The organism is Streptomyces sp. NPDC002788 (assembly GCF_053592115.1).
Map to the genome: position 1 here is coordinate 83,257 of NZ_JBSFVB010000015.1, position 26,956 is coordinate 110,212.

Sequence of the window (26,956 nt, forward strand, 5' to 3'; positions counted from 1 at the left end):
CCGCCCCCTGACCGGCTCCTAGAGCTGCGACAACTCGTCCACCAGGTCGTCCAGGCCGAGCGATCCCTGCGACAGCGCCGCCATGTGCCACGCCTTCGGGTCGAAGGCGTCCCCGTGCCGCTTGCGGGCGTTCTCGCGGCCCAGCAGCCAGGCCCGTTCGCCGAGCTTGTAGCCGATGGCCTGGCCCGGCATGGACAGATAGCGGGTCAGCTCACTCTCCACGAAGTCCGCGGGGCGGCTGCTGTGCGCGCCGAAGAATTCCTGAGCCAGTTCGGGCGTCCACCGCTCACCTGGGTGGAAGGGCGAGTCGTCGGGGATGGTCAACTCGAGGTGCATGCCGATGTCGATGATGACGCGCACGGCCCGCATCATCTGCGCGTCCAGGTAGCCGAGCCGGCGTTCCGGGTCCGTCAGGAAGCCCAGTTCGTCCATCAGCCGCTCCGCGTACAGGGCCCAGCCCTCGGCGTTGGCGCTGACCATGCCGACGCTCGCCTGGTAGCGGGAGAGGTCCTGCGCCACGTGCTTCCACTGGGCCAGCTGGAGGTGGTGGCCCGGCACGCCTTCGTGATACCAGGTCGACACCAGGTCGTAGACCGGGAAGCGCGTCTCGCCCATGGTCGGCAGCCAGGTGCAGCCCGGGCGGGAGAAGTCGTCCGACGGCGGTGTGTAGTAGGGGGCCGCGGCGCTGCCCGGAGGGGCGATGCGCGACTCCACCCGGCGCACCCGTTCGGCCAGGTCGAAGTGGGTGCCGTCGAGCGCGTCCATCGCCTCGTCCATGAGGCCCTGCAGCCAGTCGCGCACCTCGTCGACGCCCTCGACGTGCGTGCCCTGGTCGTCCAGGTGGGCCAGGGCCTCCCACGGTGTGGAGGCGCCCGGCAGGATCTTCTCGGCCTCGGTCCGCATCTCGCCGAGGAGGCGGCGGTACTCGGACCAGCCGTAGGCGTACGCCTCGTCCAGGTCGAGGTCCGTGCCGTTGAAGTAGCGCACCCAGCGCGCGTACCGCTCCCGGCCCACCACGTCCGGCGCGCCCTCGACGGCCGGCGCGTACACCTCCCGCATCCAGTCGCGCAGCCGTACGACGGCCTCGGTGGCCGAACGGGCCGCCGCGTCCAGCTCGGACCGCAGGGACTCGGGGCCGGCGGCCGCGTACTGCTCGAACCAGCCGTGGCCCTGACCGTCCGCGTCGGCCCACTCGCCGAGCTGCTCCACGAACGTCGCCGTGGCGCGGGGCCCGCCGTGCAGCTTCCGCTCCAGGCCGAGCGCCAGCGACTGGCGGTAGCCCTCCAGTGCCGCCGGAACCGCGCGCAGCCGCTCGGCGATCGCCGTCCAGTCCTCCTCCGTCTGCGCCGGCGTCACGGTGAACACCTGCCGCACCGAGTGCGCGACGGAGCTCAGGTTGCTGACGGATCGCAGGCTCTCGTCGGCCTCGTGCACGGCGAGCTCGGCGGTGAGCCGCTCGCGCAGCAGCCGTGCGCAGCGGCGTTCGATGTCACGGTCCGCGCCGGGCTGTCGCTCGGCCTCGTCCAGCCGGGCCAGCGTCCGGCGCGCCAGCTCCGCGAGCGCCTCCTGGCCCGCGGGTGAGGTGTCGGGCAGCCTGCTCGAACTCTCCTTGTCACCGAGGTACGTACCGGTGATCGGGTCGAGGGCGACGAGCTCGTCGACGAATGCGTCGGCGACCTCACGGGGCAGCGGGCTCTTGGTCTCAGACATGCGGTCCATCCTGGTACCACGGGCCGCACACGTCACCCGGATTGAGCCGAGGGCGAAGGCGGCAGCAGCGGCCCGCACTCCCACTGCTGGAAGATCAGCCGGGTCTCCACCCGCGCCACCTCCCGCCGCGAGGTGAACTCGTCCAGCACGAGCCGCTGCAGGTCGGCCATGTCGGCCACCGCGACATGGACCAGGTAGTCGTCCGGCCCGGTCAGATGGAAGACGGTCCGCGACTCCGGCAGGGCCCGGATCCGCTCCACGAACGGCCCGACCAGCTCTCGCCGGTGCGGCCTGACCTGCACCGACAGCAGCGCCTCCAGCCCCCGCCCCAGCTTGGCCGGGTCCAGCTCCAGCCGGTGCCCGAGTATCACCCCCGAGCGGCGCAGCCGGGTCACCCGGTCCAGACAGGTCGACGGCGCCACCCCCACCCGGGCGGCGAGATCGCGGTACGTCGCCCGGGCGTCGTTCTGCAACAGCCGCAGCAGGTGGAGATCCACCGGATCCAGTACGACAGATTCGGCCATCGGGCGAACGTAGCACGGGATGCCACCTCAGTACCCCGGTCGATGTTCACCCTGTCCCATCATGGACATGGACACCGCAAGCATGGGCGCCCACGACGACGTACGCACCGCACGGCGAGCACTGGCCACGGAGGCCGTGCACGCCGGGCGGGACGACCTCGCCCGGCAGGGGCTGCACGCCCCACCGATCGACCTGTCCACCACCTACCCGTCGTACGACAGCCGCGGCGAGGCGGCGCGTATCGACGCCTTCGCCACGACCGGCGCGGAGCCGGACGGCCCGCCCGTGTACGGGCGGCTGGGCAACCCGACCGTCGCCCGCTTCGAGACGGCGCTGGCCCGGCTGGAGGGCACCGAGGCCGCGGTCGCGTTCGCCAGCGGCATGGCCGCGCTCAGCGCCGTCCTCCTCGTACGCGGCTCGATGGGCCTGCGCCACGTCGTCGCCGTACGCCCCCTCTACGGCTGCAGCGACCACCTGCTGACCGCCGGGCTGCTGGGCACGGAAGTCACCTGGACAGATCCGGCGGGCGTCGCCGACGCGCTGCGCCCCGACACCGGACTGGTCATGGTCGAGTCCCCGGCCAACCCCACGCTCGCCGAGGTCGACCTGCGGGCCGTCGCCCACGCCTGCGGCTCGGTGCCGCTGCTCGTGGACAACACCTTCGCCACACCGGTCCTCCAGCGTCCCGCCGAGCACGGCGCGCGGCTGATCCTGCACAGCGCCACCAAGTACCTCGGCGGCCACGGCGACGTACTGGCGGGCGTGGTCGCCTGCGACGAGGAGTTCGCGGGCCGGCTGCGCCAGGTGCGTTTCGCCACGGGCGGCGTCCTGCACCCGCTGGCCGGCTACCTGCTGCTGCGCGGCCTGTCCACCCTCCCCGTGCGGGTCCGGGCCGCCTCAGCCACGGCCGCCGAACTCGCCCACCGCCTCGCCGCCGACCCGCGGATCGCCCATGTGCACTACCCGAGCATCGGCGGCGCCATGGTCGCCTTCGAGACGCACGGCGACCCGCACGAGGTCATCGCCGGGGTACGCCTGATCACCCCGGCGGTGAGCCTCGGCAGCGTGGACACCCTCATCCAGCATCCGGCCTCCATCAGCCACCGCATCGTCGACCCGGAGGACCGCAGGGGAGCCGGGGTGAGCGACCGACTGCTGCGCATGTCGGTGGGCTTGGAGGACGTGGAGGACCTCTGGTCGGACCTCGATCAGGCACTGGAACGCCGTGTGAGGGGCGCGGGCAGCCGCGCGACCGGCCGCAGCGAACCCGCACCCGCCGGCTGACACACGGTGTTAAGGCGTCGAGGCGCTTCCCAGCTCCTGCGCGTGTGTCGCAACGGTCTCACCCAGCCGCGCGGTGATGACCAGCGTCCCCTCCTCGACCTGGTAGTCGAGAGGCAGCCCCAGCCCGCGCATCGCGGCCACCATCCCGGTGTTGGAGGCCTGCGTCACGGCATAGACACTCGAGCACCCCGCCTCGACGGCCATGGCCACGAGCCGGGCCAGCAACTCCGCGCCCACACCCCGCCGCTGCCACGCGTCCTCGACGATCAGCGCGATCTCCGTCTCGTCCCCGTCCCACAGCAGGTGACCGAGCCCGACGATCCGCCCGGAGGCCGTCTGCACGGCGAGGGTACGGCCGTAGCGCGGACTGAGCAGGTGGTTGAGATACCGGTCGGCGTCACCGACGGGCCCGTGGTACCGGAGGCTGAGCGTCCGCGCCGAGCACCGCTCGTGCATCGCCCTGGCCGCTTCCAGGTCACGCGGATCGGCCCGCCGCACGGTGATGTCGCTGCCCTCGGCGAGGGTGAGCACGTCCCGTCCGTGCGGTACGCGGGGGCCGAGCCGGGCGTCCAGTTCCACCAGGGCCCTGGCCCGGGCGAACTCGGTCGGCGTGAACGGCAGATAGGGCCGTTCGACGGTGATCGTTCCGCCCTCCGGGGCGCGCAGGCACATCACCGTGTCGTCGAGGGCCCCTTCCACCGGCAGGCCTCCGGCCGCCCGGCCGCCGCCGACGGTCGCGGGCTGGGAACGGATCGTGCACCGGCCCAGCAACTGACGCAGGGCCAACGGGAGTTCCGCCGCGTCCAGGGCGGTGCGGGCGGCGAGTCCCAGGATCCGGGTCGGTGCGTCGACCAGGTCGTGCGCGTCCGCCCGTTCCATCCAGGTGTCGGTGCCGCCGGCCGACCGGACGGCGGTGCTGATGGCGGAGGACGGCAGCTCACCCGGCGCCCGGAGCAGGAACTCGTCCACCACCGTGCCTTCGGCCAGCGGGTGTGTCTGGAGGCTGAGGATGTCGACCCGTTGCTCGGCGAGGGCCGTGCACAGGGCGGCCAGTGACCCCGGCTCGTCCTTGACCGTCGTCCGCATCCGCCACAGGGTGTGAGCCCCCGGCACCGGCTCCGGCGCCGGGGACTCGGTATCGCCCGTGGGCGGCGCGTGTTCGTGGCGTCGTGTCCGCCGGCCGTGGAACGCCGCTGTGGCCCGCTGCCACAGCGTCGCGGTACGGCGGTTGTCGTTCCGGTCCGTCACTTCGGTCACGTCTCGCGTCATGCACCCACTGTGACCGAACGGTGTTGCGTGATCGAGAACGCATTGTGACTGGCGGGTAAAGGAGGCAGTTTCCCCCCTTTGTCGAGGCTTCAAACGTTGCGCTGTGTACCTACTGGCCGACTCGGCCCGGCTGGAGCACCTGGGTGAACAGCACGGTGCCGTCCTGCTCGCGCAGACGCACCGTCAGCTCGCCGCTGTGGCCGTCGATGTCGACCTCGCCGAAGAACTGGTACCCCCCGGCGGGCGAGACGTTGGCGGTCGCCGGCGCCTTCACGAACACGCGGTCCGGACCGAACGTGCCGTCGAGCGTGTTCGCCGGGAAGGCACCGGCGTTCAGCGGGCCGGAGACGAACTCCCAGAACGGCTCGAAGTCCGTGAAGGCGGCCCGCGACGGCTGGTAGTGCTGCGCCGAGGTGTGGTGCACATCGGCCGTGAGCCACACCGTGCCCGTGATCCGCCCGTGCTTGATGTGCCGGAGCAGTTCGGCGATCTGGAGTTCACGGCCCAGCGGCTTGCCGGGATCGCCCTGGGCGACGGCCTCGATGTTCACAGCGTCCGGGACGACCAGACCGATCGGCATGTCGGAGGCGATCACCTTCCACACCGCCCGGGAGCGGGACAACTCGCGCTTGAGCCACTCCAACTGCTCGCGGCCGAGAATGCCCTGAGGATCGACGGGCTGGTCGTCCGGCGAGTTGGCGTTGCGGTAGGTGCGCATGTCCAGGACGAAGACGTCCAGCAGGGGGCCGTGGTGCTGCACGCGGTAGACGCGGCCGTCGGGGCGGCGCAGCGTGGAGATCGGGAAGTACTCCGAGAAGGCCTGGCGGGCGCGGGCGGCCAGCACGTCGACGCGCTTCTCGGTGTACCGGGCGTCGGTGAGGATCTCGCCCGGATACCAGTTGTTGGTGACCTCGTGGTCGTCCCACTGGACGATGGAGGGGACCCGGGCGTTGAAGGCGCGCAGGTTCTCGTCGAGCAGGTTGTAGCGGAAGTTGCCGCGGAACTCCGCGAGCGTCTCGGCGACCTTCGCCTTCTCCTCGGTGGTGATGTTCCGCCAGGTCCGGCCGTCGGGCAGGGCCACGGTCTCGGCGATCGGGCCGTCGGCGTAGATGTTGTCGCCGCTGCAGAGGAAGAAGTCCGGGTCGAGCGCGGCCATCGCGTCGTAGATCCGGTAGCCGCCGAACTCCGGGTTGATGCCCCAGCCCTGCCCGGCCAGATCGCCGGACCAGACGAACCGCACGCCGTCGCGGCGCTTGGCGGACGCGGTGCGGAAGGTGCCGGTGACCGGCTCGCCGGTGCGGCGCGGGTCGTCCGGGTCGGCCAGCAGCACGCGGTAGTGGATCTGCTCGCCCGACGGCAGGCCGCGCAGCCGGGTCGTGCCGGTGAAGTCCGTGCCCGGGCCCAGCAACGGGCCGTGCCATCTGCTCGGGTTGCGGAACGACTCGGTGGCCGACGTCTCCACGATCATCCGGGCCGGCCGGTCGGACCGCACCCACACCAGCCCGGAGTCGCAGGTCACGTCGCCGGCCTGCACACCCCACCCCGCCTTCGGGCGCCCGGACAGCGCGAAGGCCGGCGCCGCGCCGAGCGCGGTGGGCAGGGACAGGGCCGCCGACGCGGCGAGGGAGCCGCGCAGGACGCTACGACGCCCGGGGAAGGGACGGTGTGACATGGATACGCCTCCAGGGACGGGATCCGGCCAGTGTGCAGAGCCACAACTACTGGCACGCCGCAGCGCCCGCACGAACCCCAAGTGAACAACTGACAGCGGGGCGGGGGAACCGTGGGCGCGGCGGGTCACCCGGTGACCGCCTCCGCCATCAGCCGTACGCCGTCGGCGATCCGGGCCGGCGGCACGTGGGCGTAGCCCAGGACGAGCCGCACCTCCTTCGACCCGGTGCCCTCGTCCGGCGCGTGGGCGTACGCCGACAGCGGGCGCACCGCCACCCCGGCCTCCGCCACGCGCGCGAGGAACCGCTCCTCGGGCCCGTACCGCTCCGGCAGTGCGGCGATCACATGCAGGCCTGCCGCGATGCCGGACACCTCCGAGCCGGGGAAGTGCTCGTCCAGGGCGGCGACGAGCGCGTCACGCCGGTCGCGGTAGGCGCGCTGGCAGCGGCGCAGCTGACGGTCGTAGTCGCCGCGTTCCAGGAAGCGGGCGAACAGCGCCTGGTCGAGGGCCGGATGGCCGAGGTCCATGGTGCGTTTGCGTTCGACGATCTCCTCCGCCCAGGACTCGGGCACCAGCAGCCAGCCCAGTCGCAGGCCCGGGGCGAGGGACTTGCTGACCGAGCCCGTGTAGGCCACGTGGTCCGGGTCGAGGCCCTGGAGTGCGCCGACGGGGGCGCGGTCGTACCGGAAGTCCCCGTCGTAGTCGTCCTCCAGGACGATGCCGTCCACGGACCGGGCCCAGTCGAGCAGCTCGGCGCGCCGGCGGGCCGAGTAGGCGATGCCGGTGGGGAACTGGTGGGCCGGTGTCGTCACCACAGCCCGTACGCCCGAGGCCCGCAGTGGCTCCGGGGCGACCCCCTCGCCGTCCACGGGCAGTGGCACGGCGGCGACCCCGGCCGAGCCGTAGAGCGCGTCGTGCTGCGGACTGCCGGGGTCCTCCACGCCGACGGTGCGCACCCCGCGCGCGTGCAGCGCGAAACCGAGCAGCGCCGTCGCCTGGGCCACCCCGGAGACGACGACGATCCGTTCCGGGTCGGCCACCACGCCCCGCCGCCGGGAGAGCAGCTCGGCCAGCGCGGTGCGCAGCCGGGGCAGCCCGCGCGGGTCGGGGTAGCCCAGCTCCCTGTGGGGCAGCTCCGCCAGCACACCCCGCTGCGCGGCGGCCCACGCCGAGCGCGGGAACAGCGCCAGATCCGGCGTCCCGGGCACGAAGTCGGCCCGGGCGCCGGGCGAGCGCGGCGCGCGGTCGTGCGCCCGCGGCCGTGCGGCCCGTACGGCCGCGCCCACCCAGGTCCCTGCGCCCCGGCCGCTGCGCAGATACCCCTCCGCCGTCAGCTGCTCGTACGCCTCGGTGACCAGACCGCGCGACACGCCCAGGTCCGCCGCGAGATCCCGGCTCGACGGCAACCGCGTGCCCGGCGTCAGCCGGCCCGAGCGGACCGCCTCGCGCAGTGCCGCCTGGAGGGAACGGCCCCGCGTGCGTGCCGGTGCCGAAGCGGCGGGGAGCAGCAACTCCCAGGCGGCGGACGCGGTACCGCCGCCCGGGTCGCTCTGCGTTGACCTCATGTGGGGAGACCTTAGGGGTCCTTGCCCTGTGAGCGTCCGATCAGGTCGGGTGGTCCGGTGCCGGCCCAGATCGTCAGATCGCCCGCCTGTCCGCGGACCGGCGCCGTGCATCGCAAGGCACCGGAGTGCCCTGGTAGCGGAGCTACCCGGGCGTTTCGACGCGGCGAGGCGCGGTGCCAGGCCGCGCGTCCCGGGCGGGCACAGTGCAGGGGCCCCTCAGAGGCTCCGGGTGGTGGACGGTCCCGGCCGGACTCCGCGCGGTTCAGCGGCTGCCGTCGAGCACCACCCGGGCCACCAGCGCCGGGTCGTCGTTCATCGGGACGTGGCCGCAGCCGGGCAGCCGTACCAGCCGGGCCTGGGGGATGACGCCCTTGGCCCGGACGCCCTGGCGGGGGATGAGGATCCGGTCGCGGTTGCCCCAGGCCACGGTGACCGGCGTGCCCACGATGTCGTCGGTGAACTGCACGGTCCGGCCCGAGCGAAGCGTCTCGGAGAACCGCTGGGCGCGGGCCAGCGCGAGCGTCTCGGCGATCACGGCCTCGGGCGCACGGCGGCCCGGGCGGGCGTAGATGGTGCTCGTCAGCAGGGTGCGGCCGATCGCCGGCCGGGCCAGCCGTTCGACGACGGGCAGCGGCATCCGCTGGGCGATCTGCCGCATGGTCATCAGCACGGCGAAGGCGTAGCGCCGCTCGGCCTCGTTCCAGAAGCCGGCGGGGGACAGGGCGGTGACGGACCGGACCAGCGAAGCCCGGGCCAGGTCCAGGGCCAGCAGGCCGCCCAGCGAGTTGCCCGCCACGTGCGGCCGTTCGATCTCCAGCGCCTCGCACAGCGCCGCGAGAACGGCGTTCATCGTCGGCAGGTCGTGTGCCATGCCGTCCGGGAGCGCCGGTGACTCACCGCACCCGGGCAGGTCGACGGCGATCACATCGCGCTCGGCCGCGAGCGCGGGGATCACCGGGTCCCACACCTGCCGGTGGTGGCCGATGCCGTGCAACAGGAGCAGCGGTTCACCGCTGCCCCCGCGGGTGTACGACAGGGTCACGGTCTGCTCGCCGCGCGCGGTGGCGACTTCGAAGGAGACGGTGGCGGACATGGGGTGCTCCTCGGCTGTACGTGCTGACGGACGCTAGACAGCTTGTCAGCGATTGCTACCGACGGGTAGCCCCCATGATGTCGGCGCCTCCATGGCCCCGCGCCGCTCAACGTGCCCGGCGCACCTCCAGGTTGAACTCCCCGTGCCCGAACTTCTGGAACAGGCCCACCCACAGCGGCAACCACATCTCCACGGCCCGGGACGCCCGGATGCCGCCCAGGTCGAGCACCCGGTCCGCCGGCCAGCCGAACTCGCCGAGCAGCGCCGTCACCCGCTCCTTGGCGTCCGCGTCGTCCCCGCAGACGAACACGTGGTGCCCGCCCGGCACCCGCGCCGGTTCCACCATCACCCGGCAGTTGACGGTGTTGAGCGTCTTCACCACGCGCGCGTGCGGAAAGGCCCGCTGGATCTGCTCGCCCACACTGTCCGACTCGACGGGGGACAGCCGCAGCTCGTCCTCCTCGAACGCCAGCGGGTTGGAGACGTCCACGAGGACCTTCCCGCCGAGGTTCTCCGGGCCGGCCGCCTCCAGCGCGGCGAGCGCAACCCGCCCGCCCACCGCGTTCACCACGACCTCCCCGAACGCCGCCGCCTCCGCGAACGTCCCCGCGCCCGCCCGGGGGCCCGCCGCGGCGGCCCACTGCACGGCGGCCGTGTTGTCCCGCGTGCGCGAGCCGAGCCGCACCTCGTGCCCCAGCTGCACCAGCCGTCCGCCGAGCGTGCGCCCGACCTGGCCCGTGCCCAGTACCGCGTACCGCATCGCCACCTCCGGGAGCCGTTCCGCCGATCACCGGCGTCCTGTCGGCCATTCTGTCCGGCAGGGGGCGATTCCGCCTCGACAGGGCGGCACCGGTGGGCTGGGATGGAGCCGTGACCACCGAGACCGCGACCGACGTCTTCGAAGAGCACCGACCCGTCCTGCTGGGCGTCGCCTACCGCATGCTGGGGCGCGTCGCCGACGCGGAGGACGTGGTCCAGGAGGCCTGGCTGCGCTGGTCCGGCGCCGACCGCGGTGACGTGCGCGAACCTCGCGGCTACCTCGTGCGGATCACCACCCGCCTCGCCATCGGCCGGCTGCGCCGGATCAGGTCCCGCGGCGAGACGTACGTCGGCCCCTGGCTGCCCGAGCCGTACGTCACCGACCTCGGCGCCACCGTGCCGGACACCGCCGAGCGGGCCGTGCTCGCCGACTCCGTCTCCCTCGCCGTCCTCGTCGTGCTGGAGTCGCTGTCACCGCTGGAGCGCGCGGTGTTCGTGCTGCGCGAGGCCTTCGGCTTCCCCTACGCCGACATCGCCACCATGCTCGACCGCGGTGAACCGGCCGTTCGCCAGCTGGCCGGGCGGGCCCGCAAGCACGTCGAGGAGCGCCGACCTCGCTACGAGGTCGACCCGGCCCAGCGCCGCGATCTCACCGAGCGGTTCCTCGCCGCCGCGGCCGAGGGGGATCTGGAGGGGCTGATGGCCCTGCTCGCCCCGGACGTCCGGCTCGTCGGCGACAGCGGCGGCAAGTCGCGGGCGCCCCTGCGGGTGCTGCACACCGCGGACAAGGTGGGCCGCTTCCTCGTGGGTGCCGCGCGCAAGGGCGTCCCGGACTTCTCCGTCCGTTTCCTGGAGCTCAACGGCGGCCCGGCCGCGCTCGTGCTGTCCGGCGACAAGCCCGACACCGTCTTCCAGCTCGACGTCGCCGACGGTCGCGTCCATGCCGTCTACATCATCCGCAACCCCGACAAGCTGCGGGTGCTGGCCGCCGCGTAGCCGACGCCGCCGGAGCCCTCGGGCCCTCGTCCGACGGCCCGTGAACGTTCCCGCCATTGGTCTTGACCAAGGATCAGGGCCGCCCTATGGTCGCAGAGAAGTGCAACAACCTTTAATAAACAAGGGCGCTAAAACGCTGCCGACCACGGCGATCGCGGAGGACAGGGTGGGGACCACGCAGCTGGAATCGGTGCCGGAACCGAAGTACTGGCAGCTCAAGACCGTGCTCAGCCAAGCGCTCGACTCGGAGTTCTCGGTGGGGGAGATCCTGCCCAACGAGCGCGACCTCGCTGCCCGCTTCGGCGTCGCCCGCGCCACGCTCCGCCAGGCCCTGGAGCAGCTCGAGCTGGAAGGCAGGCTGCAGCGCCGCCGCGGTGTCGGCACGACGGTCGCGCCGCCCCGCGTGGGTGTCTCCCTCGGCACGGGCCCGCACACCTGGCCGGGCGGCCCCGAGGACGCCTGGCAGCCCGTCGACTGCACGGCGGCGGCGCCGCCCGCGGCCGTCGCCGAGGCGCTGGAGACCGGCCCGGACGAGCCCGTGCACATCGTGCGCCGCTCCCGTGTCTCGCACGGCCGGCCGGTGGCCGCCGAACTGCTGTACATCCCCCAGTCCTCGGTGCCGGACCTCTCGGGTATCGACGCGCCGTCCGGGGCGGCACGCGCGCGTGCGGTGCTGCGCGAGCTCCAGCGGCTGGAGCCGGCGCGGCAGGAGAACGCGGTGGAGCTCGGCTCGGCCGGGGCGGACGACGCGAAAGAACTGGACCGGCTGCCCGGGGCGCCCGTGCTCGTGGTGACGACGCGGTTCGTCGCCGCGGGGCGCGCGGCCGCGCTGTCGGTGGCGACGTATCGCGCTGACACGTGCCGGTTGACCTTCGGTGATGCGGGGGGCGTGGAGATTCACGCCGGACCGCAGCAGCAGGCTTCTTGACCCGTGGCGCCGCAGGGGGGAGTGCGAGCTGCGGGTGCGTTGGGGCTGGTCGCGCGGTTCCCCGCGCCCCTAGAGGGGCGTTGTCGCCCTGCCCTCCACGGTGAAGAGCTGTTCCTCCACGTGGTCCAGGGCCAGGCGTAGAGCACCTGTCGCTCCTGCCGCGTCGCCCAGGCGTGACAGGGTCACCTGCGGGGGGCGCAGGCAGTAACGGGCGAGTTCCTGACGGAGGGGGTCGAGGACGCCGTCGAGGTCTGCCGCCCAGCCGCCGATCACCACCAGTTCCGGGTCCAGGGCGACGACGAGAGCCGCCACGTCGTGGACCAGGCGCTGCAGGAAGCGGTCGATGGCCGCGCGGGCCCGCTGGTCGCCCTCGCGGGCCTGGGCGAAGACCCCGGCGACGGCCTGCTCGTCGAGCGGGTGCAGGGGTTCGTCCGTGGTGGACAGGAGCGTCTCGGGCGTCACCTCCCGGCCCAGCAGGTGCAGCGCGCCGATCTCCCCCGCCGCGCCGCCGTAACCCCGGTGCAGCCGGCCCCCGATCAGCGCACCGGCGCCCGGGCTGAGCCCCGCCAGCACGAACACCACGTCGGCCGACTCGGCGGCCGCGCCCTTCCAGTGCTCTGCGACAACCGCAGCGTTGGCGTCGTTCTCGACCAGCACAGGGCACTTGAAGGACCTGCTCAGCCGCTCGCCCAGCCGCAGCCCGGTCCACCCGGGCAGCGCGGTGCCCAGCCGTACCGTGCCGTCCGCCTCGACGATGCCCGGCGTCGCCACACCCACGGCCCGCAGCGAGCCGCGTGCGACACCGGCCCTTCGCAGCAACTCGGCGACGGTGCCTCGCAGCCGCTCCAGCCGCTCGTCGGCCCCCGCGGTCTCCGGAACGTCCCTGGCCTGGGAGCCGATCACCCGGCCGTCCAGGTCCGCCAGCAGCGCGGCCACCCGGCGCGCCCCGATCTCCAGCCCCAGCAGATGCCCGGCCTCCGCCCGGAACCGGAACCGCCGCGCCGGCCGCCCCTGACGCCGCGCGGCACCCTCCGCGGCCGCCTTCTCCACGACGAGCCCGGCCCCGATCAGCCCCTCCACGACGCCCTCGACGGTCGGCCGGGACAGCCCCGTCACCCGGGTGATCTCGGTCAGCGTCGCGCAGTCCGTGACACGCAGCGCGTGCAGCACCACCGCGGAGTTGATCCTGCGCAGCAGCGAGGGGTCCCCACCGGTCAGCCGCCCCACCGTCCGCCCTCCCAGGTCGTGCGCGTGTCGGCCGGATCGTACTCGGCACGGCGCACCCCGGCGAGGGGCGGCACCGGCCCGGGAGGATCAGCCCGGTGCCACGAAGCCCGACTCGTACGCGGCGATCACCGCCTGGGTGCGGTCCCGCGCGCCCAGCTTCGCCAGCACGGCGCTGACATGCGACTTCACGGTCTCCGTCCCCACCACCAGCCGGGCGGCGATCTCCGCGTTCGACAACCCCCGCGCCATCAGCCGCAGCACCTCCGCCTCACGGTCGGTCAGCTGGGCCCGCTCCATCGCCGCCCGCGCCGCACGGTTCCCTCCGCTGTCGCCGTACTCGGCCGCCAACTGCCGCACCGACGCCGGGAACAGCAGCGACTCGCCCTCGGCGATCAGCCGCACCGCGTGCACGATCTCGGCCGGCCGGGCCCGCTTCAGCAGGAACCCGTCGGCTCCCGCGCGCAGCGCCTCGTACACGTACTCGTCGTTCTCGAAGGTCGTCACCACGAGGATCCGCGGCGGCTCGTCGACCGTCCGCAGCAGCGCCCGGGTGGCCTCGATGCCGTCCAGCAGCGGCATCCGGACGTCCATGGCGACCACGTCGGGGCGCAACTGCCGCACCAGCGGGATCACCGCCGCCCCGTCCGCGGCCTCCCCGACGACCTCGATGTCGGGCTGCGCCTCCAGCACGACCCGCAGACCCGCGCGCACGAGGGGTTCGTCGTCGACGAGGAGAACGGTGACCGGCATCGGACCAGCGTAGATCAACTCAACGGCAGCTCTGCATGGACCTGCCAGTCACCTCGGTCGGGGCCGGTCCGGGCCCGGCCGCCGAGCAGGGCCGCGCGCTCGCGTATGCCGCGCAGGCCGCTGCCGCGTCCGGGACCGGGTATCGCGGCGGGGAGCGGGTTGTGTATCGCGAGGACGAGCGTGTCGCCGACGACCTGAACGCGGACGCGTACCGGGACCGCCCCCGCGTGCCGCAGCACGTTGGTCAGCGATTCCTGCAGGATTCGGTAGCCCTCCCGCGACACCGGCCCGGGCACGGTCTCCACCGGGCCGGTCACCTCGGCATCGACCTTGGCCCCGGAGGCCCGCGCCGATTCCAGCAGACGGCCGGCGTCCGCCAGGGTCGGTCGGCCGCTCACCGGCTTCCCCGACTCGCGCAGGATGCCGAGCACCCGCTCCAGATCCTCCAGGGCGGCCCGCCCGGTCTCCTCGACGGCGCACAGTGCCCGGTCGGTGAAGGCCGGATCACCCGCCGCCCGGGCGGCTCCCGCCTGCACGACGGCGACCGTGAGCGCATGACCGATCGAGTCGTGCAACTCACGGGCGATCCGGGTGCGTTCCATGAGTTGTTCGGTGCGCTCCTCCAGCGCGGCCAGCCGTTCGGCGGGGGAGGGGCCCAGCAACCGTAGGGCGAGCGCGGTGATGAGGTGGCCCGACTGGATCACCGCCAGGGCCAACAGCAGCAGGGGCACGGGTGCGAGCAGGGCGTGCCACCAGTGGTGCCCTGCGACGGGAAGCCAGGCACCGCCGGCCCGCTCCCCACTGACAGCCGTCGACACCAGATCCACCGTGAGCAGGGGGAGCTGGACCGAGAGATGTGACACCAGGGCGCCGAGCAGCAGCCGCACCTCCAGCCACACCACCGTCCGCCCGCGGTCGGCCCAGGTGGCCGACGGGGTGGCCACGATCGCCGCGCTATCGCCCTCCTGTCGATGGCCGGTCAGCAGCAGCCTGGCCTGGAACCCCTCCACGAGCCGCGTGGCGGGCACCAGGCCCACGAGCCCGAGCAGCACGGCAGCCGTGGCCTGGGTCCACCACGACTCCTGGACGAACAGCCACATGGACGGCCACACGATGGCCACGGCGAGATGCAGCCACCGTGTGTATGTCACCGCCCGGGTGAACGGGCGCAGCATGCGGACCATTGCGCCATCGTGCCAGCCGCCACCGACAACGGTCCTCCCCCGCACGGGGGAGACGATCTCCACCGCCGGGGGAGGACCGCTCCGCAGGGGGACGGCCACGCTGGTGCCATGACCAGCATCGACGTCCAGAACCTCACCAAGGAGTTCGGCAGCCGACGCGCCGTGGACCACCTCACCTTCCGCGTGCTGCCCGGTCGCGTCACCGGCTTCCTCGGCCCCAACGGCGCCGGGAAGTCCACCACCATGCGACTGGTGCTCGGCCTCGACCGGCCGACCGCCGGCTCCGCCACGGTCGGCGGCCGCCCCTACCCGGTCCTGCGTGAACCCCTGCGGCATGTGGGCGCCCTCCTCGACGCCCAAGCCGCACACGGTTCCCGCACCGCCCGAGACCACCTCCGGGTCCTGGCGGCGAGCAATCGCATCCCCGACCGGCGAGTGGACGAGGTCCTGGCGGAGACGGGCCTGGCGTCGGTGGCCCGGCGCCGCGTGCGGACCTACTCCCTGGGCATGCGGCAGCGCCTCGGCATCGCCGCCGCCCTGCTGGGCGACCCCGAGGTGGTCATGCTCGACGAGCCGTCCAACGGCCTCGACCCCGAAGGCATCGTATGGATCCGGCAGTTGCTGCGCCGGCTCGCGGGGGAGGGCCGCACGGTCCTGGTCTCCAGCCACCTGATGAACGAGACCGCGTCCTTCGCCGACCACCTCGTCGTCCTCGGCCGGGGCCGCCTCCTCGCCGATACCCCGATGCGGGACTTCATCCACGCGCGCGTGCAGCCCAGCGTCCGGATCCGCACGAGCGACCCTGTGGCCCTCGGGTCCGCCCTCGCCCGGCACGGTCACGACGCCGAGGAACACGCGGACGGGCACTGGACCGTGCACCACGCGCGCGTGGACGACATCGGCCGCATCGCCTCCGCCGCCGGCGTACCGGTCCTGGAACTCGCCGTCGAGGAGGGCACTTTGGAACAGGCGTACTTCGACCTCACCGGCGCCGAGACCGAGTTCGCCGCCCAGCCCCAGGAGGCCTGACCATGGAACTCACGCCCGTACTCCGCTGCGAGTGGCTGAAGATCCGCACGCTCCGCTCGCTCCCGGGAGCGCTTGTGGCGCTGTTCGCGACGACCACGGCGTTCTCCGCGATCGCCGGTGCCTCCGAAACGTCGGACCCCGGCTTCGACCCGCTGTTCACCGCACTGTCCGGTGTCATCCCGGGCCAGATCGCCGCCGTGTCCTTCGGGGCCATGGCCATGTCGTCGGAGTTCCACTCGGGCGCGCTGCGGCTGTCGCTGGCCGCGGTGCCGCGGCGCGGCCGGTGGTTCGCGGCCAAGGCGGCCGTCATCGCCGCCCCGGCCCTCCTGGTGGGTCTGGTGACCGGCCTCGTCGCCCTCCTGGTGGCGCGGTCGGGGCTCGGCACGGCGGCCGTCGGGCTCAGCACCGGCGAGCAGGTGCGCGGTGTCGTGGGCTGCGCCCTCTACCTGATGCTGATGGCACTCTTCGCCGCCGGGCTCGCCGCCCTGCTGCGCAGCGGCGTGGCCACGCTGTCCCTGATGGTGCCGTTCATCCTCGTCGTGTCGTTCGTGATCGGCGACGCGACCGGCACCGTCGCCGACTTCCTGCCCGACAAGGCGGGACAGCTGGTCCTGAGGCAGACGCACGACGGGTCGGCCCTCGGACCGTGGTCCGGGCTCGCGGTGACCGCGCTCTGGACGGCCGCCGCCCTGGTCGCCGGGGCGTGGAGCCTGCGGCGCAGGGACGCCTGACGGCGAGCCGGGTGATGCCCCGCCAAGTGTCAGTGGCGCCGGGTTTACTGGAGCCATGAACATCGCACAGCACATCGCCCTCATCGACGAGCTGTGCTACCGCCCCTTTCCGGCGGAGCACGGCCCGTCGGACGTCGGCGTTTCCGGACCCGGCCACCACATCGCGGTGTTAGCGGCCGCGGGCGAGGACGACCCGGCCCTCCGGGCGGTGACGATCGACCAGTTCGAGAAGGAACGGGACGCCGTCTACGAACTCCTGGCCTCACGCTGGGGTGACACGGCTCCGTACAACCTGCAGACCCTCACGCTGCGCACCGAGCGCGAGGAGATACCCCGGCCGTGGGCCGAGTTGAGCGAGCGGGCGGGCGTCGCCCACCTGTGGGAGGTGGAGGGCACCGGCCGCTGGGTCGCCGTGGCGGTCGCCGACCGGGACGAGTCGGACGAGGTCCGCCTGCTGGCGCTGGTCACGGAGACGGACCCGCCGTGACGGATCAGCTCCCGGCGGCCTCTCGCAGCCGCCCGAACTCCTCCGCCATCGTCTCGACCGTCCAGTGCGCGTTCAGTCCGCTCGGGTTGGGCAGCACCCACACACGCGTGTCCCCGATCGTCCTCGACTGCGGACCCACCTGAGCCTTCCGGTCGTCGAACGCCGTGCGGTACGCGGTCACTCCCACCACGGCCAGCCAGCGTGGCCGCAGCCGCTCCACCTTCAGCGCGAGCAGCCGCCCGCCTTCCCGGTACTCCTCGCCGGTCAGCTCGTCCGCCCGGGCGGACGGCCGGGCCACGACGTTGGTGATGCCGAGCCCGTACGACAACAACTCCTGCTGCTCGGACGGCTTCAGCAGCCGCGGCGTGAACCCGGACCGGTGCAGCACCGGCCAGAAGCGATTGCCCGGGCGGGCGAAGTGATGGCCCGTGGCGGCCGTCATGAGACCGGGATTGATGCCGCAGAACAGCACCCGCAGACCGTCCGCGACCACGTCCGGCACGACACGGTCGCGGGCGGCCTGAAGCTCCTCGGGGGTGAAACGCGGCATCGCGTGCGGCGCGTCAGAGGATCGCGCCGGGCGTGTAGCCCGCGGCCTGGGGGTGCTGCTTCACGATCTCCTCGACCCGGGCGACCACGGCGGCCACCTGGTCGCCCGCGGCACCGGTGAAGGACAGTTTGTCCGCCATCAGCGCGTCCAGCTGCCCCCGGTCCAGCGGAATGCGCTCGTCGGCGGCCAGCTTGTCGAGCAGTTCGTTGCGCTCGGCGCCCTGCTCGCGCATCGCGAGTGCGGAGGCGACGGCGTTCTCCTTGATGGCCTCGTGCGCCAGCTCCCGGCCCACGCCCGCCCGCACGGCGCCCATCAGGACCTTGGTGGTGGCGAGGAACGGCAGGTAGCGGTCGAGCTCGCGGGCGACGACCGCCGGGAACGCGCCGAACTCGTCGAGCACCGTCAGGAACGTCTCCAGCAGGCCGTCCAGCGCGAAGAACGCGTCCGGCAGCGCGACGCGGCGCACCACCGAGCAGGACACGTCGCCCTCGTTCCACTGGTCGCCCGCCAGCTCGCCGGTCATCGAGGCGTAGCCGCGCAGGATCACCATCAGGCCGTTGACGCGCTCGCACGAGCGGGTGTTCATCTTGTGCGGCATCGCCGAGGAGCCGACCTGCCCCGGCTTGAAGCCCTCGGTGACCAGCTCGTGCCCGGCCATCAGCCGGATCGTCTTCGCCAGCGACGAGGGCGCCGCGGCCAGCTGCACCAGCGCGGTGACCACCTCGTAGTCCAGCGAGCGCGGGTAGACCTGGCCGACCGAGGTGAACGCCTGCGAGAAGCCCAGGTGCGCGGCGATCCGCTGCTCCATCTCCGCGAGCTTCGCGGCGTCGCCGCCCAGCAGGTCCAGCATGTCCTGCGCGGTGCCGACGGGGCCCTTGATACCGCGCAGCGGATAGCGGCCCAGCAGTTCCTCGACGCGGCCGTAGGCGACGAGCAGCTCGTCGGTGGCCGTCGCGAAGCGCTTGCCGAGGGTGGTGGCCTGCGCGGCCACGTTGTGCGAGCGGCCGGCCATGACCAGCTCGCCGTACTCACCGGCCAGCTTGCCGAGCCGGGCCAGGACCGCGACCGTTCGGTCGCGCATCAGCTCGAGCGAGAGCCGGATCTGCAGCTGCTCGACGTTCTCGGTGAGGTCGCGGGAGGTCATGCCCTTGTGCACGTGCTCGTGCCCGGCGAGGTCGTTGAACTCCTCGATCCGCGCCTTCACGTCGTGCCGCGTGACCTTCTCGCGCTCGGCGATGGAGGCCAGGTCGACGGTGTCGAGCACACGCTCGTAGTCGGCGAGCGCGGCGTCCGGCACCTCGATCCCGAGGTCCTTCTGGGCCCGCAGCACGGCGAGCCAGAGCTGCCGCTCCAGCTTCACCTTCTGCTCGGGCGACCAGAGCGTGGCGAGCTCGGCGGAGGCGTAGCGTCCGGCGAGGACGTTCGGGATGCGGGGCTTGGCGGGAGCGGAAGTCACGTGGACGGATTCTACTGGCGATTCGCGCAGGCCAGGGCATCGGGTGGGTTCGTCGGAACCTACGAGAGCCGCACCGCGGGGGTCGGCCGGTACCTCCGCGGAGCCGGGATCAGGCACGCAGCAGCTCCTCCGGCGCCCTGCCGTGCGGCTCGGGCGGGCCGTCGCGCGAGTCCGAGGCACCACCGGCGGGCGAGGAACCCGGCTCACTCCTCCCGGCCGGGGCTTCTCGTGTTCTGCTCCCTACAAGCTGTCGAGGATCTTCGTCCGTCGATCCTGGTATTCCGCGTCCGTGATCGCGCCGGCCGCCCGCGACTGGTCCAGCTCATCGCCGGCAGGCCGTTGCCCTTGCCGGACACCCACGTGGCGAGCATCTCCACCGTCTCGCAGCCCGAAGGCGTAGCGGCCTGCGGGGACCGCCTACGCCAGATCCTCGTACGGCAGCAGCTCGGGTCGCTTAGGCGGCAGGCCGTCGCCGGAGGAACGGCCCGTCAGGCGGCGGCCTATCCAGGGGAGCAGGTGCCGCCGGGCGAACCGCACGTCCGTCGCCCGGCGCATGAACCAGCCGGGCGGCGGCGCGGCCGGCATCGGCGTGTGCCACTCGGCGTCCTCCGGCTCGTGGCCCAGGGCCTGCCACACGGCCTCCGCGACCCGGCGGTGTCCCTCGGCCGTCAGGTGCAGCCGGTCCACGTCCCACAGCCTCGGGTCGCCGAGCGAGGGCGCGCCGTACAGGTCGACGACGATCGCGCCGTGCCGCGCGGCCAGCTCGTCCACGCAGGCGAACAGCTCCTCCATGCGCGGCCGGAACCGCTCCAGAACGGGGCCCTGCCGACCCGGGCTGCGCATCAGCACGAGCTGCCTGCACGCGGGGGCCAGCTTCCCCGCGGCCTCCTCCAGGAGCCCGCGCACGCGGCCCATGTCGCACTTGGGCCGCAGTGTGTCGTTGAGGCCGCCGACCAGGGTGATGACATCGGCCCCCATGGCCGCCGCCACGTCCACCTGCTCGTCGACGATCTGCCGGATCAGCTTGCCGCGCACCGCGAGGTTGGCGTACCGGAAGCCGGGCGTACGGGCCGCCATCCGTGCGGCGAGCAGGTCGGCCCAGCCCCGGTAGGTGCCGTCGGGCAGCAGGTCCGACATGCCCTCGGTGAAGGAGTCGCCGACCGCGACCAGGCTGCTGTAGGTGGGGTTCGTCTGCATGGCGACGGAAATGGTATCCCGTGCACATACCCAGCAGTCGGTCGGCCTCGGAGCCCGGGAGCTTCAGGTGACCAGGCCTGGCGGCCGGTCGGCGTCCGAAGCCCGGCCGGAGTACGGTCGGCCCCGGCAGGGCCCTGCGTGCCGGGGCCGTGCCGGAGTCGTCTCACGCCCGCTGTCCGAACAGCTCCCGCAGCACGTCCTCCATCGTCACCAGCCCGGCCAGACGCCCGTCCGCCCCGAGGACGGCCGCGAGGTGCGTACGGCTGCCGCGCATCGCCGTGAGGACGTCGTCCAGCGGCGTCTGCTCCCGCACGCGCGCGATGGACCGCATGTCCCGCAGCCGGAACGGCACGCCCCGCCCGGTGGCCTCCAGGGCGTCCTTCACATGCAGATAGCCCACGATCCGCCGTCCCTCGTCCACCACCGGGAAGCGGGAGAACCCGGACTCCGCCGACAGCCGCTCCAGCTCCTCCGGGGTGACACCCACGCTCGCGTACACCACGCGCTCGAGCGGCAGCACCACGTCACGCACCGGACGGCGGCCCAGCTCCAGCGCGTCGCGCAGCCGCTCCTGGGCGCGGTCGTCGATGAGTCCGGCCTCGCTCGAGTCCTTCACGATCCGCGCTATCTCCGCGTCCGAGTAGGAGGCGGCGACCTCCTCGCGGGCCTCCACGCGCAGCAGCTTGAGCAGGGCGTTGGCGAAGGCGTTCACCGTGAAGATCACCGGCCGCAGCGCACGGGACAGCGCCACCAGGGGAGGACCGAGCGCCAGCGCACTGCGCACCGGCTCGGCGAGCGCGATGTTCTTCGGGACCATCTCGCCGAGCAGCATGTGCAGATACGTCGCCAGGGCCAGCGCGATCACGAAGGACACCGCGTGGCCCGCGCTCTCGGGCACACCGGCCGCGTGGAACGCAGGCTCCAGCAGGTGTGCGATCGCCGGCTCGGCCACCACACCCAGCACCAGCGTGCACAGTGTGATGCCGAGCTGCGCGGCCGCCATCAGCGCGGACACGTGCTCCAGCCCCCACAGCACGCTCTTCGCGCGCCGGTCCCCCTGGTCGGCGTAGGGCTCGATCTGGCTGCGGCGCACCGAGATCAGAGCGAACTCGGCGCCGACGAAGAAGGCGTTGACGACGAGTGTCGCCAGACCGATCAGCAGCTGGACGGCGGTCACAGCTCCACCCCCTTCTCCTGGGGCTTCTCGTCGTCGAGGGGCGTGCGCAGCAGGACGCGGGCCGCCCGGCGGCCCGTCGCGTCCACGACTTCCATCCGCCAGCCGGCGACCTCGAGGATGTCACCGGTGGCCGGTATCCGGCCGAGCACCGTCGCCACCAGCCCGGCGAGCGTCTCGTACGGCCCCTGCGGGGCGCGCAGCCCGACGCGCTCCAGGTGGTCCACGCGGGCGGAGCCGTCGGCCGAGTACAGGGCGCGGCCGCTCTCGTCCGTGCCGGCGGGGGCGAGGTCAGGCAGCTCGTGCGGGTCGTGCTCGTCGCGCACCTCGCCGACGACCTCCTCGACGATGTCCTCCAGCGTCGCCACGCCCGCCGTGCCGCCGTACTCGTCGATGACGACGGCCATGGTGCGCTTGCCGGAGAGCCGGTCCAGGAGGCGGTCGACGGTGAGGGTCTCCGGGACCAGCAGCGGCTCGCGCATCAGCTCGGACACGAAGATCCGGGTCCGGCGCTCCGCCGGGACCGCCAGCACGTCCTTGACGTGCGCCGTTCCGACGACCGAGTCGAGGGTGCCGCGGTAGACGGGGAAGCGGGACAGGCCGGTCGCCCGGGTCGCGTTCGCCACGTCCTCCAGGGTCGCCTGCACGTCGAGCGCGACGACCTGCACCCGCGGCGTCATCACGTTCTCCGCGGTCAGGTCGGCGAGGTTCAGGGTCCGCACGAAGAGCTCGGCGGTGTCCGGCTCCAGGACACCCTCCTTGGCGGAGTGCCGGGCGAGCGCCGCCAGCTCCTGCGGCCCGCGCGCCGAGGCCAGCTCCTCGGCGGGCTCCACGCCGATCCGCCGCACGACCCGGTTCGCCATGTTGTTGAGGTGCGTGATGAACGGCCGGAACAGCGCGCTGAACCAGCGCTGAGCGTTGCCCACCGTCTTGGCCACCGCCAGCGGCGACGAGATCGCCCAGTTCTTGGGCACGAGCTCGCCGACGACCATCAGGAACACCGTCGACAGAGCCGTGCCGAGCACCAGAGCCACACTGTGCGACGCCGAGCGTGAGATGCCGAGGTCCTCCAGGGGCCCGGCGATCAGCGCGGCGATCGACGGCTCGGCGAGCATGCCGACCACCAGGTTCGTGACGGTGATGCCCAGCTGGGCCCCGGAGAGCTGGAAGGTCAGGTTCCGTACGGCTTTCAGCGCGCCGTGCGCACCCCGCTCGCCGCGCTCCACCGCCCGCTCCAGCTCGGCGCGCTCGACCGTCGTGAGCGAGAACTCGGCCGCCACGAAGGCGCCGCAGGCCAGCGAGAGCAGGATCGCCGCCAGGAGCAGGAGCACTTCCGTCATCGGTTCACCCCCGTTCCATGGTTCTCCAGGACGGCGTGGAACGCGCGACGTCGCGCACGGGGAGGCTCGCCCATGGGCGGACGCTCACAACCTTTCATGCAGAACCGAGTGGCCAGTCAAGAGTAAAGGATGGGTAAAGCCCTTCGGGTGGAGCACTCGGACGGCGTCGGCGGGCACGCGAACCGGCTAGTCGGTCAGGGGCTTCACCCAGCGCCGCCACTGCTCCTGCGGCCCGTACCCGGCGGCGCCCCACGCCTGGTGGGCGGTCTCGTTGCGCGTGAGCACCATCGCGTCGGCGCGCCGACCGCCGAGCCGTGCGAACCGCTCCTCGGCGGCGGCGAGCAGCGCGGACGCGATCCCATGACGGCGGTGGTCCGGGTGCACGGCCAGCCGGTACAGGTGACAGCGCCAGCCGTCGAATCCTGGCTGGTCACAAGCATCCGACTACAGGGGTTTGACCCAGCGTCGCCAGTGGTCCTCGCGGTGGTAGCCGGTGGCGGCCCACGCGTGGTGGGCCTGTTCGTTAACTTCCAGGACCATGGCGTCGACGCGTCGTCCGCCGAGAGCGGCGAAGCGTTGTTCTGCTGCTTCCAGCAGGGCGGTGGCGATGCCTTGCCGACGGTGGTCGGGGTGTACGGCCAGCCGGTAGGCGGAGCATCGCCATCCGTCGAAGCCGGCTATGACGGTTCCGGTGAGGATGCCGTCGCGCTCTGCGAGGAGCAGGGCTTCGGGGTCCCGCGTGATGAGTCGGGCGACTCCGTCGTGGTCGTCGCTGATGCTCGTTCCTTCAGCGGCGTGGCGCCAGAACCGCAGCACGGCGTCGATGTCCGAGGGGGTGGCGTGGCGGATGCGAAGATCACTCATGGCGTGAGCAAAGCAGAGCGCTCGCCTGTCTGGCGACCGGGTTTCCGTGCCGGGGAAGCGAGAGAGGGGCGTGCTTGCTCCACGGCTCGTACAAGCCACGAGCCCGTCAGATGACCATGCATGGGGCTACTTCGGCCTGAGTTCGCGGGAGAGGCTGCGCAGCCAGGGCTCAACGAAGGCTGGCTCCGAGCTGAAGGTCCGAACGAGACGCTGCCGCACCATCGGCAGGCCGCTGGTCACACCCGGTTTTCCCAGGCCCGCTCTTGCCTCCGCGCAGGTGTGCGGCGAGCGTGTCGCCACCGCTTGCCGTCGCGTCGTCGGACAGGTCAAAAGCCACGAGGGAGCCCGGCCCCGGTCTGCACCGGGACCGGGCTCATAGGCCGTCTGACCAGTACGGACGAGGTTGTCAGCAGGCCCGGGCCACCCCCACCGGGCTCAAGCTCGCGCATGGCTGAAGGCAGTCGCTGTAGAGGGTGAAAAGCATTTGTCGGCGTGTAGCGGTCCTGGCTGTGTCCCCCTCACGGCCGCTCGTATACGGGGGCAGACGACGGCAGCACGGGAGTGTTTCCGGTCTCACCCAGCTTCGTCATGGCCGGTTTATCGGTTCCGGTGAACCGGCGGCGGCGGCCGTACGTGCCAGTCCATGGCACCGATATCAACACCACTTTGGACATGCGGCTCAGTCAGGACGCATAAGTCCGCCCCGTACTTCCTGATACCGGTGACACTCCCGTCGCAGGGCGGGGCGGGGCGGGGCAAGACAGGGCGGGGCTCAGGGAAGGGCCGCAGTGTCGAAGGCGAAGGCGACATGTCGTTCCGGGAGCCGGGACAGAACCAAGGGCTTCGCGGGGGGCGCCTGAGCCGACAGGCCCCTTCGACCCGCACGTTCCCATGAAGCAGACCCGCACGTCCCGAAAAAGACCCGCACGTCCCCGAAGAAGGCAGAAAGGACCCGCACATGAACACCTCCCGAAGACTCATCGCCAGGCTCACGGCCACGGCATCCGCCATCTGTTTAGCCGCTGCCGGACTCGCCCTCCTCCCGGCGAGTGACGCCTCGGCGGCCGGCGCCCCGCAGGGTGGCCACGTCTACGCGCTGACGGCGGCGCACAGCGGTAAGAACGCCGCCGTGCTGTCGGACTCCCTGGCCAACGGCGCGGCGGCCGTGCAGAAGACCGCCTCGGGCGGGCCCGGTCAGCTGTGGGAAGCCATCGACCACGGCGACAACACCTTCTCGCTGGTGAACATCAACAGCGGCAAGTGCCTGGACGTACCGAGCGGCTCCACGGAAGCGGGGACCGCTCTCAGCCAATGGACCTGCAACGGCGGCAGCAACCAGCGCTGGACCTTCAGCGGCTCGACGATCGTCTCCGCCCGCAGCGGCCTGTGCCTGGACGTCTCCGGCAGCTCCACCGCGGAGGACCGCGCGCTCGTCCAGTACACCTGCAGGAACACGACCAACCAGCAGTGGAGCCTGACCGAGCGCCCGCGCTCGGCGACCTGGGGACCGAGCATGGTCAGCGGCGGCCAGACCTTCAACGAGCAGACCATCCGGATGGTCGTCCACAACAACACCTCCGGCGCGGGACTGCGCATCCGGCTGTCCAACCTGCGCAGCACGACCCCGCTGTCGGTCGGTGCCGTCAGGGTGGCCGTCCAGTCCAGCGGCGCCACGGCGGTCGCGGGCACCACCCGCACCGTCACCTTCGGCCGCTCGGCCGCGCCCACCATCCCCGCCGGGCGGGAACTGACCAGCGACGTCATCCCGATGCCGGTCGTCGCGGAGCAGAACCTGCTCGTGAGCGTCTATCTCCCGCGCAGTACCGGCGCCTCCACCTACCACTACGACGCCCACCAGACCTCGTACCTGACCAATGCGGGCACCGGCAACCACGCGGCCGAGGAGGCCGCGACGAACTTCACCACCACCACGGCCCGCTGGTTCTACGTCGCGGGGCTCGACGTGGTGTCACCCACGGCCAAAGGCACCGTGGTTGCCATCGGCGACTCCATCACCGACGGCTCCAGCGCCACCGCCAACGCCAACCGGCGCTGGCCCGACTACCTCGCCCGGCGGCTGCAGGCCGAGTCCGGCGGCCAACGCCTCGGCGTGGTCAACGCGGGCATCGGCGGCAACCGCGTGGTCACCGACAGCCCGTCCGAGCGGCAGGGCATCGCGGCCGTCACCCGGTTCTCCCATGACGTCCTGACCCAGCCGGGCGTGAAGAACGCCATCGTGCTGGAGGGCATCAACGACATCAACAACACCAGCGTCACCGCCGAGCAGATCATCGCCGGCTACCGGACCATGATCGACCAGGCACACCAGGCCGGTGTCCGGATCATCGGCGGCACGATCCTGCCGCACTCCTCACAGAGCGCCGCCAAGGCCGCCATCCGCGCCCAGGTGAACAAGTGGATACGGACCAGCGGAGCCTTCGACGCGGTGATCGACTTCGACGCGGCGCTCAGGGACCCGGCCAACCCGGCGCGGCTGCTCCCCGCCTACGACAGCGGGGACCATCTGCACCCCAACAGCGCGGGCATGCAGGCCATCGCCAACGCCGTGAACCTCTCGCTGCTCACCTCCTGAACGGTGCCCACCTCCTGGCCGGCTCGTTCCGTTCCGTGCCCCGCGTACGGGCCGGCGAACGGAACGAGCCGCTCACGCGCGTGCAGGTGGGTAGCCGCTGCCGCGGACGGTGCCCAGGACGACCACACGCATCCCGGACCCGGACGCGCGTTGATGGGGTCCAGCATCACGGCGGAAACGCTCGACCGGGAAGTGGCCTTCAGGGGTGCGGCGCTGGGTTGTCAGCCGACGGGCAGTCTGTGCCACCAGTGACTGCAACCGTCGGAGCAGAAGCGCTCGCGGCGCCGCGCGTCGGCAATCGTGAGCACCGCGCTCAGCAGCCTGAACGCCTTGCGGCGTTCGTCGAGAGGCGCGAGAGCGGCGATCTTTCCCCATTGCTCGTCGATCCGGCCTCGTGAGATCAGCACTGCGGGCGTATGCGTCGGGCGCAGCCCGGCACGGCGGATGCTCTCCGGTGCGTCCTCGGCGACGGCGCGCGCCTGGACGCAGTGATGGCGCAGGGACAGCAGCACCTCGGACTGCTCTTCCTGGCCGAGGCCGTCGAGCCATTCGATTCCCTCTGACACGGGCGCA

Annotated in this window: 24 protein-coding genes and 1 pseudogene; 7 read left to right on the plus strand and 18 right to left on the minus strand. The window is 72.5% G+C overall.

Annotated elements, in window-relative coordinates; genetic code table 11:
• Positions 1-18 precede the first annotated feature (18 nt).
• The gene (locus ACWD1U_RS26495) at positions 19-1,710 is read right to left on the minus strand and encodes a DUF885 domain-containing protein (RefSeq protein WP_451111127.1); all 1,692 of its coding nucleotides are present in this window, start codon (positions 1,708-1,710) and stop codon (positions 19-21) included.
• A 32-nt stretch (positions 1,711-1,742) separates the two neighbouring features.
• Positions 1,743-2,234, minus strand: a complete 492-nt coding sequence (locus tag ACWD1U_RS26500) for an Lrp/AsnC family transcriptional regulator (protein WP_451111128.1) — start codon at positions 2,232-2,234, stop codon at positions 1,743-1,745.
• Between the two features lie 67 nt (positions 2,235-2,301).
• Between ACWD1U_RS26500 and ACWD1U_RS26505 the strand changes: the two genes are divergently transcribed.
• Positions 2,302-3,519, plus strand: coding sequence for a trans-sulfuration enzyme family protein (locus tag ACWD1U_RS26505; protein ID WP_451111129.1), 1,218 nt, complete (start codon positions 2,302-2,304; stop codon positions 3,517-3,519).
• Between the two features lie 9 nt (positions 3,520-3,528).
• Here the strand turns inward: ACWD1U_RS26505 and ACWD1U_RS26510 are convergent, their stop codons facing one another.
• The 5 genes from ACWD1U_RS26510 to ACWD1U_RS26530 all read right to left on the minus strand — a co-directional run bounded on the left by ACWD1U_RS26510 (position 3,529) and on the right by ACWD1U_RS26530 (position 9,878).
• A complete protein-coding gene (locus ACWD1U_RS26510) occupies positions 3,529-4,788 on the minus strand; it encodes a GNAT family N-acetyltransferase (protein WP_451111130.1) in 1,260 nt (419 codons plus the stop codon).
• 109 nt (positions 4,789-4,897) lie between these two features.
• Entirely contained in the window at positions 4,898-6,460 is a 1,563-nt protein-coding gene (locus tag ACWD1U_RS26515; RefSeq protein ID WP_451111132.1) for an alkaline phosphatase D family protein, read from the minus strand.
• 125 nt (positions 6,461-6,585) lie between these two features.
• Complete coding sequence (gene pdxR / locus ACWD1U_RS26520) at positions 6,586-8,025, minus strand: MocR-like pyridoxine biosynthesis transcription factor PdxR (RefSeq protein WP_451111134.1); 1,440 nt, start codon at positions 8,023-8,025, stop codon at positions 6,586-6,588.
• Positions 8,026-8,287: 262 nt separating this feature from the next.
• The gene (locus ACWD1U_RS26525) at positions 8,288-9,118 is read right to left on the minus strand and encodes an alpha/beta fold hydrolase (protein ID WP_451111136.1); all 831 of its coding nucleotides are present in this window, start codon (positions 9,116-9,118) and stop codon (positions 8,288-8,290) included.
• A 106-nt stretch (positions 9,119-9,224) separates the two neighbouring features.
• Positions 9,225-9,878 (minus strand): NADPH-dependent F420 reductase, encoded by a 654-nt coding sequence (locus tag ACWD1U_RS26530; protein ID WP_451111137.1) that lies wholly within the window; start codon positions 9,876-9,878, stop codon positions 9,225-9,227.
• Between the two features lie 110 nt (positions 9,879-9,988).
• Between ACWD1U_RS26530 and ACWD1U_RS26535 the strand changes: the two genes are divergently transcribed.
• A complete protein-coding gene (locus ACWD1U_RS26535; protein ID WP_451111139.1) occupies positions 9,989-10,873 on the plus strand; it encodes an RNA polymerase sigma-70 factor in 885 nt (294 codons plus the stop codon).
• 166 nt (positions 10,874-11,039) lie between these two features.
• The gene (locus ACWD1U_RS26540; protein WP_451111141.1) at positions 11,040-11,801 is read left to right on the plus strand and encodes a GntR family transcriptional regulator; all 762 of its coding nucleotides are present in this window, start codon (positions 11,040-11,042) and stop codon (positions 11,799-11,801) included.
• 69 nt (positions 11,802-11,870) lie between these two features.
• Here the strand turns inward: ACWD1U_RS26540 and ACWD1U_RS26545 are convergent, their stop codons facing one another.
• The 3 genes from ACWD1U_RS26545 to ACWD1U_RS26555 all read right to left on the minus strand — a co-directional run bounded on the left by ACWD1U_RS26545 (position 11,871) and on the right by ACWD1U_RS26555 (position 14,962).
• The gene (locus tag ACWD1U_RS26545) at positions 11,871-13,028 is read right to left on the minus strand and encodes an ROK family transcriptional regulator (RefSeq protein WP_451111142.1); all 1,158 of its coding nucleotides are present in this window, start codon (positions 13,026-13,028) and stop codon (positions 11,871-11,873) included.
• Positions 13,029-13,115: 87 nt separating this feature from the next.
• Positions 13,116-13,778, minus strand: coding sequence for a response regulator transcription factor (locus tag ACWD1U_RS26550; protein WP_451111144.1), 663 nt, complete (start codon positions 13,776-13,778; stop codon positions 13,116-13,118).
• A 14-nt stretch (positions 13,779-13,792) separates the two neighbouring features.
• Positions 13,793-14,962, minus strand: a complete 1,170-nt coding sequence (locus ACWD1U_RS26555) for a sensor histidine kinase (RefSeq protein WP_451111146.1) — start codon at positions 14,960-14,962, stop codon at positions 13,793-13,795.
• A 108-nt stretch (positions 14,963-15,070) separates the two neighbouring features.
• Between ACWD1U_RS26555 and ACWD1U_RS26560 the strand changes: the two genes are divergently transcribed.
• From ACWD1U_RS26560 to ACWD1U_RS26570, 3 genes are read left to right on the plus strand one after another with little or no spacing between them, the layout of a single operon-like run.
• On the plus strand, positions 15,071-15,991 hold the full coding sequence (locus ACWD1U_RS26560; protein WP_451111147.1) for an ABC transporter ATP-binding protein: 921 nt from the start codon (positions 15,071-15,073) through the stop codon (positions 15,989-15,991).
• 2 nt (positions 15,992-15,993) lie between these two features.
• Positions 15,994-16,722: an ABC transporter permease gene (locus ACWD1U_RS26565; RefSeq protein ID WP_451111148.1), complete on the plus strand. Its 729-nt coding sequence runs from the start codon at positions 15,994-15,996 to the stop codon at positions 16,720-16,722.
• Positions 16,723-16,777: 55 nt separating this feature from the next.
• Positions 16,778-17,209, plus strand: a complete 432-nt coding sequence (locus ACWD1U_RS26570; RefSeq protein ID WP_451111150.1) for a hypothetical protein — start codon at positions 16,778-16,780, stop codon at positions 17,207-17,209.
• Positions 17,210-17,213: 4 nt separating this feature from the next.
• On the opposite strand, the gene mug is transcribed toward ACWD1U_RS26570, so the two are convergent.
• The 7 genes and pseudogenes from mug to ACWD1U_RS26605 all read right to left on the minus strand — a co-directional run bounded on the left by mug (position 17,214) and on the right by ACWD1U_RS26605 (position 23,790).
• On the minus strand, positions 17,214-17,759 hold the full coding sequence (mug, locus tag ACWD1U_RS26575) for a G/U mismatch-specific DNA glycosylase (RefSeq protein ID WP_451111151.1): 546 nt from the start codon (positions 17,757-17,759) through the stop codon (positions 17,214-17,216).
• Positions 17,760-17,772: 13 nt separating this feature from the next.
• Positions 17,773-19,215 (minus strand): adenylosuccinate lyase, encoded by a 1,443-nt coding sequence (gene purB, locus ACWD1U_RS26580; RefSeq protein ID WP_451111153.1) that lies wholly within the window; start codon positions 19,213-19,215, stop codon positions 17,773-17,775.
• Between the two features lie 417 nt (positions 19,216-19,632).
• On the minus strand, positions 19,633-20,412 hold the full coding sequence (locus tag ACWD1U_RS26585) for an SGNH/GDSL hydrolase family protein (RefSeq protein WP_451111155.1): 780 nt from the start codon (positions 20,410-20,412) through the stop codon (positions 19,633-19,635).
• Between the two features lie 163 nt (positions 20,413-20,575).
• Positions 20,576-21,589, minus strand: a complete 1,014-nt coding sequence (locus ACWD1U_RS26590) for a hemolysin family protein (protein WP_451111156.1) — start codon at positions 21,587-21,589, stop codon at positions 20,576-20,578.
• On the minus strand, positions 21,586-22,926 hold the full coding sequence (locus ACWD1U_RS26595) for a hemolysin family protein (RefSeq protein ID WP_451111158.1): 1,341 nt from the start codon (positions 22,924-22,926) through the stop codon (positions 21,586-21,588). The genes ACWD1U_RS26590 and ACWD1U_RS26595 overlap by 4 nt, the downstream gene beginning before the upstream one ends.
• Positions 22,927-23,112: 186 nt before the next feature.
• Positions 23,113-23,349: pseudogene (locus ACWD1U_RS26600) on the minus strand (GNAT family N-acetyltransferase); the annotation flags it as partial.
• A 21-nt stretch (positions 23,350-23,370) separates the two neighbouring features.
• A complete protein-coding gene (locus tag ACWD1U_RS26605) occupies positions 23,371-23,790 on the minus strand; it encodes a GNAT family N-acetyltransferase (RefSeq protein WP_451111160.1) in 420 nt (139 codons plus the stop codon).
• Between the two features lie 958 nt (positions 23,791-24,748).
• Here ACWD1U_RS26605 and ACWD1U_RS26610 point away from each other — a divergent pair.
• Positions 24,749-26,383, plus strand: a complete 1,635-nt coding sequence (locus ACWD1U_RS26610; RefSeq protein WP_451111161.1) for an RICIN domain-containing protein — start codon at positions 24,749-24,751, stop codon at positions 26,381-26,383.
• A gap of 221 nt (positions 26,384-26,604) precedes the next feature.
• Here the strand turns inward: ACWD1U_RS26610 and ACWD1U_RS26615 are convergent, their stop codons facing one another.
• On the minus strand, positions 26,605-26,949 hold the full coding sequence (locus ACWD1U_RS26615) for a DUF5958 family protein (RefSeq protein WP_451111163.1): 345 nt from the start codon (positions 26,947-26,949) through the stop codon (positions 26,605-26,607).
• Positions 26,950-26,956 lie beyond the last annotated feature (7 nt).